4 protein-coding genes are annotated in these 8,727 nt (G+C 45.5%); 2 read left to right on the forward strand and 2 right to left on the reverse strand.

Going from position 1 to position 8,727, the window contains the following annotated elements:
- Nucleotides 1-167 precede the first annotated feature (167 nt).
- Entirely contained in the window at nucleotides 168-3,326 is a 3,159-nt protein-coding gene (locus JWH17_RS08915) for a DUF748 domain-containing protein (protein WP_205222249.1), read from the forward strand.
- A 49-nt stretch (nucleotides 3,327-3,375) separates the two neighbouring features.
- Here the strand turns inward: JWH17_RS08915 and JWH17_RS08920 are convergent, their stop codons facing one another.
- Both JWH17_RS08920 and JWH17_RS08925 read right to left on the reverse strand, forming a co-directional pair.
- Nucleotides 3,376-4,527, reverse strand: a complete 1,152-nt coding sequence (locus tag JWH17_RS08920) for an ABC transporter substrate-binding protein (protein ID WP_205222250.1) — start codon at nucleotides 4,525-4,527, stop codon at nucleotides 3,376-3,378.
- A 3-nt stretch (nucleotides 4,528-4,530) separates the two neighbouring features.
- On the reverse strand, nucleotides 4,531-6,609 hold the full coding sequence (locus JWH17_RS08925) for a TIGR00341 family protein (protein WP_205222251.1): 2,079 nt from the start codon (nucleotides 6,607-6,609) through the stop codon (nucleotides 4,531-4,533).
- A gap of 652 nt (nucleotides 6,610-7,261) precedes the next feature.
- Here JWH17_RS08925 and JWH17_RS08930 point away from each other — a divergent pair.
- Nucleotides 7,262-8,314, forward strand: coding sequence for a methyl-accepting chemotaxis protein (locus JWH17_RS08930; RefSeq protein WP_269755835.1), 1,053 nt, complete (start codon nucleotides 7,262-7,264; stop codon nucleotides 8,312-8,314).
- The last annotated feature ends 413 nt before the right edge of the window (nucleotides 8,315-8,727 follow it).

Here is an 8,727-nt window from a genome sequence, read left to right on the forward strand (position 1 = left end):
TCTGGTTGTTCCGCTCCTGCTGTTGCGGGTAACGGGGTGTTTTTTAAGAGCTGGTGACGTCTGTTTCAATTTATTTTTCGATCTTCAGGGCTTGAGTAAAAACTTGATCTCGTTTATTTCTTTTTCAGGCAGCGTTTTATACTTTTATTCCAACAGGCGAAAAGACCATGGCAAAAACCGAAGAAAATGAAAGGGCCTCTTTGCTAAAGAGACTCTGGGCTAAAAGAGTAACCCGGATTTTAGTTGCTGTACCGATTATCGTTGGCGTTGCCATACTCCTGTTACACGTTGGCGTGAAAGTGTATCTGCAGAAATGGTTGGTGAGTAATGGTGCTGATTCAGCCATTATCCAAAAAATTCGCATAAATCCTTTAACAGGAACGGTTGCCCTGCACGGAGTAGACGTTCGGCACAATGATAAACAGGTTTTTTCCCAAAGTGCCATAACGCTCAACATCGGCCTGAGCAAACTTTTTGGTCGCGAGGCTCATGTTGAGGAGGCGACTCTCACCAATGTGGTTATCGATCTGGAAAGATTTAAGGATGGTAGCATCAGGGTAGGCTCTTACACCCTTGATGGACAAGTTGAAGAGGTCCCGGAAAAATCAGTGGTTGCTTCACCTGCAGACGAGGTAAACCCATGGTTACTCTATGTTCAACAGGTTAATATTGAAAACGTCACTGTCCATTACAAGCAACCTGACCTCGATATGACCTGTGTTGTCGAAAGAGGCAGTATTGTTAAATTCAATACAAATCCTGAAGAGAAAAAAGGGAGTGTCAGTTTGAAGGGACTGTTAAATAATGCTCCCTTTGATATACAACTATCACAGGTTGCTGTTTTACCGCAGTTGTTTCTAGAGGGACGGGTGAAACTTGCCGCTGTTGATCTGCAGGATTTTAGCGAGTTGCTCAAACCCTTTGTTTCCCCGTTTCAGGGTGTGGCTGGGCTTGATGGAACGTTCACTTTTGGCATGGATGGCAGCAACAGCATGGATGTCCTTTATGATGGAGCCATTGGGTACAATAAGGGCGAAATTGGCGGGGAGCAGTGGTTGGTTAATGGTACGGCCAACTGGTTGGGCAAAGCAGCATTTCAGATGAATACCAATGAAATGCAGGTTGCCACTGAAGGTATCATGGAACTGATTGCACCCTCTTTTTCTATGCACACCGGGGCTGATAAGAAGGCTGTAGGCAGTGAAAAGCTCGCCTATGAAGGAAAGGTCTCGTATATCCAGCACATTGGTAAGGTGTATAAGGCGACCGTTGATGCCCAGGGGCGTTTGCGAGGCCAACTCACGCAGTTTGGGATGCCGTCAATAGCTATTGACCAGGGAAGCATTGATGCTAACGGGACAACAAAGCTTACTCTTGGCAACAAGCTACGCGTTACCTATCAGGGCAATATTGAGTTGACGGATACCAAGGTAGACCTTGAAGATATTATTTCAACAGAAGGGCAGCGAGTGGCATGGAAAGGCCTGGGTGGGTACAGCCAGGAACAGACAGAACAGGAGATAATAGTTAAAGGGGAACTAGGAGCAGAAAAACTGGCCGTTGATCTTATCGGCAGTGGTTTGCAGCTTACGCAAGCAGAAGGCGGCATACAGAGTGAGTTGACTCTTAAGTTAACAGAAGAACGTCCTTATTTAAGCGGCAATGCAAGCGTTAACACAAAAAGCGTACAGCTGAACCAGGGGGAAGCTTCTCTTGCTCAGCTTGAAAGGTTTGTAATTAAAGATTTGCAAGGTGATACCAAAGGTGGTTTGGCCGTTGGCTCTGTTGAGTTGGATACACTTATTCTTTCTCAGTCTGAAATCAGCCCAGTGCAGGTGAGTCTGCCTTCGGCAGTAATAGGCAATGTCACCAGTCCCGATTTCACATCCGTTGCAGTCGGTAACGTAAATTTGATAAAGCCGGAAGTTACAGACCCTCAAAAGAATAAGCATTTGGTAGCGTTGAGCTCCATACAGGCTGTTGATATTAGTGCGGTCATGAACGGATCGGTTGCAGCTGATAAGCTGATGGCCACTGGAGGTGAGTTTTTTCTTTCCGGAAAACCTGATGTTTCTCCATTGGTAACCCTTGGTCAAATAGAAGCTGAAGAGTTGCAATGGTCGGCAGCAGGTGGCTTTTTCTGCGATGGAGTGACCGTTGATTCACTGTATGCACATATCAACAGGGAAAAAGCTGCTAAGCAAAGTAGTACTCACCATGGGCAGCCGGAGCGCGTGGAAAAAGGTGGTGCACCGCAGGGAAAAAACAACGGCCTGCCGGTAAGGATTACTGCGGTGAATGTGGTCGGTAAAAGCGGTTTCAGGTTTACTGATACGACCTTGAACAGCCCTTTTACTACCGAATTGCTGCTTGACGAAGGGCTGATAAAGGATATTGATTTAAATCAACCTGAAAAACCTTTCTCATATGCTGTAAAGGGTGCGTTTGATAAATATTCACCCTTGAAAATAGAGGGCAGTTGTGCGCCTTTGGCAGAAAAATTTTTACTTGATCAAAAAACGACCCTCAAAAATTATTCCCTGCAACAGTTGTCGCCTTATGTGGTTGATGCTATCGGGACTTATTTCAAAAGTGGTCAACTGGATCTGATTTCGACCAAGAAAATTGTTGGCGATGACCTAGACTTAGATAATAGATTTGTTTTTCAGGGGATTGAGGCGGAAACCGTTAATCCAGAATTAGCTGCAAAGTTAAATAATCAGTTGCCTGTTCCCCTTGATATGGCGTTATCCATGCTGCGTGACAGCAGTGGCAATATAGAGCTTGATGTCCCTATATCAGGAAAAGTTGATGATTTGAATTTTGGCTTGACAGATATCGTCATCACTGCAATGGGAAAAGCCATAGCCGTTGGTGTTGCTCCCTACCTTGCCTATACTTTTCTCGGGCCAACGGGAGCGCTGGTGTATCTGGGCGGAAAGATAGGGCAAGCAATGCTGGATACCGATCTTCCCACACTCACCTTTGAGAAAAATGTAGAAGAACTGTCTGAGGAGCAGAAAAAGACTCTTCAAAAAGTTGGCAAGGCGATACTTGCAGACGAAAAATCAACTTACACTATATGTGCCAAAGTCGCCTTGTCAGAACTTGGTGACGGTGAGCAAGCTGTCGGGAAGAGTGGCTATGCAATAACAAGCGATGAAAAGTTGCGTAAGCAGCTTTATGAAATTGGTGAAAGCCGTTCAATGGCTGTGAAGACCTTTTTGGAGGAGATCATGGATGTTAAGAGTGAACAGTTATTGATCTGCAATCCAGGGGTTAACCACGAAGAGGGCGGAGCCACTATAATAGAGTTTAAAAAGTAAAGGCCAACAGTGGAAAGGCATGCAGACGATGTAAATTGTCCAACCACCATCAGTTGACCTTGGCAATAAAGATGAGTCGGCCGTCTTGGATACCATTGATATAAACAGGACGGACGGCTTTGCCGTCTGAAGTGATAGTGATGGTGGTCATCATCCCCTCAAAGGTGATACCACTGTGTAGTGTGTCTAGAAGGCATTGAGAATCAGCGAGTTCAGGGCAGGTGTTCATCGCTTTTCCAAGCAGGGTCATCCCCTCAATGCCAAGGGCGGCGAAGGTGGTTCCGGCATCATCAAAAAGAGAATCATAGGTGGCAATGGCCTTTTTCCCGGTTTCCGTTACCAGTATCTCACTCGAATATACATCGGTTGCCATTATCCCATCAATTAGGTCTATGTGCTCTTTCTGGGTTAGAAGGAAGTGAGATAACAATCCATCACTGCCTATGGCTTGGACTGCCCAGTCGATTTGCTGTGCTGTTTTCGCAAGGTTGAGCAAAGCTTCTGTTTGTACTGGCAAATAAATAATGTCTGCTTTTTGTTGGCTAAGCCATTCCAGAGTTGCTGGAAGATCAACCGGGGTGTCGCCAAGCTTGTTGTGAGCAATGAGCTTGCCCCCAGCATTTTCGAATGTTCTGATAAATATATCTGCCAGGTGCTTGGAATGGGGTGAAGCTGGTTGGGAAAAAACAGCAGCCCGTTCTGCTAGTAGCTCATCCCTGGCAAACATTGCCGCAACTGTTCCCTGGAAGTTGTCGTCAAAGCTCAGCTGAATAAACAGGTCATTGTCACTGGTGAGGTCTGGATGGGTAGCAACGGTGGCTATGACCGGCAGATTAATGGTCTTGATGGAGGCGACAAGTTCGAGGGCGATCTCACTTCTGGAAAGAAGGAGAATTGCGGCAAATTTTTCTGTTACCAGTTCTTTAATTATCCGCTCAATGGATGATGGGCTGCTTGCATCATCCAAGGTAACCAGCTCAATCTTGTTTCCGTTAGTAAGGAGTGGTTGGATAGCAAGGGCTGTCTTAACGCCCCGCAGACCGCTTTCTCCAATATGACTATCGCCACCGCTAAATGATCCTATGACTGCTATTTTTACCGAAGTGCCGCTAGGGGTAATCGGCGGTGGAGCAGAGTCGCAGCTCCAGAGTAGAAAAACTGTGAAAATGAGAGCGCAAATGGAGAGCTTTCTGGTCAGCATTGTTTATGGAATATAGGTGATGTTAGCGCGGACGATGAGTTTTTTGTCGAAATTACCTTGAATTTTACGCTTGAACTGAGCGAGATCGTGCCTGTTTAGCTGATCTCTGGCAAGCAGATTGACATACAGTACTTTTTTGTCTTTGAGGTTGGTTAGATTGGCCTCTCTGACAATAAGATATTTACCGTTGACCAGAAATCGCTCTGTCTGCCAACTTTTTTCCAGTTCTGCCTTTGAAACAATCTGCTTATAGGAAAGAAAAAGAGGAATGGCAATCAGTGCCATTGTAATTGCGATGAGCGCAACCCCGCGCTTGTTGCGCACAGCTGCTGAAAATCCGAGTACTCTGAAGGTGTAGGCGGCGGCAAGGGTTATCCCGATCAGGTTTGTGGAAAAAAGCAGAAAGGCTTGCCATGCAAAAAGGAGGTCAAGGCGACCAAGGCCGATCCCGGCTACAGCTAAAGGTGGTACCAGCGCAACAGCAATCCCCACTCCAGCTAGACTCTGTAGTATTTCTTTATAAGACTTGGTGTAGGCACCGGCTATTCCAGCAATAACGGCCACTGCCAGGTCAAGCAGGGATGGGTTGAGCCGGGCTTGCATTTCTGCGGTAACCGGTTTGTAGGGAAACGTGAGGGACATGAGAGCAGCTGCTGAAAGAGCGATCCCAACACCGACGATAATTTTACGAAATGAGCGAAAAGCAAGTGCACTGTCACCCCGAAGCAACCCCATGGCGAGGGAAACAATAGGAGACATCAAAGGGGCCAGAAGCATGGCACCGATAACGACAGAGGAACTGTTGAGGTAGAGACCCACTGTTGCCAGCAGCGTACTCAGGAGCATGAGAATGATATAGATGGGATCAATGGCAGCATCGCCTTTTAAGGCGAGAAAAAGATCGCGAAAACGCTCTTCTGATGCATACGAAAAAAACGGGATTTGTTTTTTCTGTGCCTTGATTATTTCTTTTCCCTGGGGAAGATTGTTAATCTTGGTAATTTCTGCAGGTGTTGCCCCCTCTAGTTTTTGTTGGTGCAGCTTTTCGCCGGTTTTGACTCTTACCGCAGCAGAGAGTACCTCGCATTGCACAGGTGTGGAGGTCGCCTCTTCTCCGTCAATAAACATGGGCACCGGTTCGGTTGATTCGATGCGCAGCGTTTCCGTTTTCAGGTAGCCAATGGTACTGGTCAAGTTGTTTAGGCTGAAGTCTTGTCTAAGTGATTCAGTGATAAATTTTATATAGCTAACAACGGAAAGAGGAGCTGCAATAATCAGCGAAATCATGCCATCTGTGCAGGAATTGTTTTGCTCAATCAGTTTAGCGGCAAGGGTTTTTTCCTGTTGCTGGATAATCATGCACCCGCAGGCTGCCGTTTTTACAGGCCGGTTGGATCCGGTGGTAAAGGTAAATCCTTTATGTTTGAGGCGGCGGATCCTTTTCAACGCTTCCAGTGCTGTTCTTGGTTTGTTTTTGTTTGATGGTGCATCGAGCAATGGAATACTGCCGATGGTTCCTCTGAAAAGGAGTATTTTGCCGTTGCACCGAATAAGGTCTATTGCGGTATCTGCATTTGTCAGCGCGGTTTTTATTGCTTGCTCTACCTCTTGTGGAAGGTCAAAGCTTGCACAAATTTTTTTTTGTTTTTTGGTGGGGACTATGCCGATGGAAAATTGGAATTCCAGGGCCAGTTCCATTACCCTTTTTATGGTTTTGATCGGTCCGGAAACAACCACATGCTTTATTGCTGGAAGATGTTGGGCCGGTTTGGCAAAGAAGGCCTCATGCGTAACAGCAGTAATCGTAACCCCATAAGGATTCTCTTTGAGAGGGATTACCAGCTCTGCTGCCTCTTCGCTGTAGACAAAAAGTGCTACTTTTGGGATCGTTTCTGTTTGTTTTGTTTCACGCATCGTAATCGGTAGGGGCATCGGCGCAACACAATCGATTTTCGATTGCGGATGGAGTTGTTGTAAACACTTTGCCTCAACCGTTTGTTGCCACCTGAAAGGATAAGAAATAAGGACGAACGGTTGATAGACGGGCACGGCCTGTTCATTTGAAATAGGACGATATTTCAAATGACCCCGCCTCGGGGTACTTATTGCTCCCTAAAGAATACTAATAATAATTACCTAGACATTTGTCACATATGTAATCTCCCATACTTTAGCACCCTTTTTAATCAGTATTTAAGCACTACTACAGTTAGCCCCGAAGGTCAGCCCATGTGGCACCATCTTTTTTAGTATTTTGACAGTAAAAGGGAAGCGCTTACCCGGAATCTACGCTTCCTCATTTTACCTTACCTATTCACTTGCAAAAACTTCGAATCAGGCACTGCTTGGTCTGAAGAGAAATCCTGGCTGATATTCTTTGTGCCGGCCCGGCATTGTAAACCAACCATGAAGGACAGGAGTGGGCCACCGCTCGGCAGCAGATATAATCTGAGACATCAAAAAGATTTAATCCCGGCTGATCACACCAATTTTAGAATGGAACTCATAGCAGGGATACCACCGTGACCATTATTATTTGACATAAGAAAGATCCTTCCATAGGCTCAAAAGAGTTACATGCTTTCACAGTGAGTGAGGGCGGTCGACGCATCTGGGTGATGCATGTTTTTCGAAGAGCTATTCGATGCCATATATTTTGTGCTAAAGGGAAAGAGATGGGGGAAAGTCTGAGAGTCAAACTGATCCTGGGGGCATTAGGATTGGTTGTGATAATATGTGTTGCCATAAATCAATAGTTCGACCAATTCTTCACATAGTTAACCGGATGAAGGATATTGCAGAGGGAGAAGGTGATCTCAGTGGCCGGATAACTGTTACATCAAGGGATGAAGTTGGTCTGCTTGCTGAGAATTTCAATATCTTTGTTGAGAAAATACAAGGCATGGTGCATGAAATAAAAGACAATCTTGAATTGCTCAACAGTTCTTCTTCGAGTTTGCTGGGTATTGCCTCGTCGCTGGCTGATGGTGCCGGGCAATCGTCAGAGAAAGCCTCGGGGGTTGCTGAGGCAGGAAAAGAAATGAGTTTGAATATGACTTCAATCGCTGCGGCTATGGAGGAGGCGTCCACCAATGTTACGATGGTCTCTGACAATGCACAGCAAATAGCAGACATATTCTCAGAAGTAATTGAGAATACGGATAATGCACGAGATATAACCCTCGAAGCAGTATCGCAGGCTCAAAAAGCCTCCCAGCAGGTAGAAGAGCTTGGTGCAGCTGCCTCGGAAGTGGAACATGTAATAGAAACTATTACAGAAATTTCAGAGCAGGTTAATTTACTGGCCCTGAACGCTACTATTGAAGCTGCCCGAGCGGGAGAAGCGGGAAAAGGTTTTGCGGTTGTAGCAAACGAAATTAAGGAGTTGGCGAAGCAAACCGCAGATGCAACGAGTGAGATTAAAAAAATTGTCTCAGATATTAGATCATTAACGGATGGGACTGTGGCGGAAATAGGGACTATCACAAGAGTGAATACCCAGATTAATGATATTGTAGGCTTGATATCAAATAAGGTTGAGGAGCAGTCTGCTGCAACCAGTGAGATAGCTGAAAATGTCGCTCAGGTTTCCCTGGGGATAGGAGAGGTGAACGCTAATGTCGCGCAAAGCACGAATGTTGCTAGCGAAATTGCTAAAGATATCGATGATGTGACCCTTGCCGCTGAAGAAATGTTCCAAAGCTCATCAATGGTCAATGAGAAGTCTTCGGCATTATCAAATCTCTCTGAGAAGCTCAATAAGACAGTAGAGAGATTTAAGGTATAGGTTGTCAATGTTGAGGTAAAATTTATTTACTCTGGTTACTTTTTTTAAAAGGTTGATGACATGAATGAAAAGGGACGTATCGGCTGTAGAAGTTTAGATTTGATCTAAACTTCTACAGCTAATCAGAGTCGGAGCATTTTTTAGGCTGCATTGCCCGCACGAGTCTTGGCGATACAATTTTTCAAAGCTCCTGACAGTCTCCTTGTACCGGTAACACCATTATTACCATTAGCCCGGATTTCTCATCAGTGAAGTTTTTCGCAGGTCGAGGCGCAGGACACGCAGCAGGTAAGGTAAAATGAGAAGGCTGGTTCACCTCCCGAGTTTTATGCTACACATAGCATGTTCGACAAGAACTAACTCAACGCAGTCAGATGCTGCAATTAAAGGAGAACCAGCCATGCATAGTATAA

It is taken from the genome of Desulfogranum marinum, assembly GCF_016918565.1.
Taxonomy (GTDB): Bacteria; Desulfobacterota; Desulfobulbia; order Desulfobulbales; family Desulfobulbaceae; genus Desulfogranum; species Desulfogranum marinum.

Excerpts from the sequence above, each read along its gene's own strand:
- JWH17_RS08930 (WP_269755835.1), top strand. The coding sequence starts at position 7,262 with ATGTGTTGCCATAAATCAATAGTTCGACCAATTCTTCACATAGTTAAC.
- JWH17_RS08915 (WP_205222249.1), top strand. The coding sequence starts at position 168 with ATGGCAAAAACCGAAGAAAATGAAAGGGCCTCTTTGCTAAAGAGACTC.
- JWH17_RS08920 (WP_205222250.1), bottom strand. The coding sequence starts at position 4,527 with ATGCTGACCAGAAAGCTCTCCATTTGCGCTCTCATTTTCACAGTTTTT.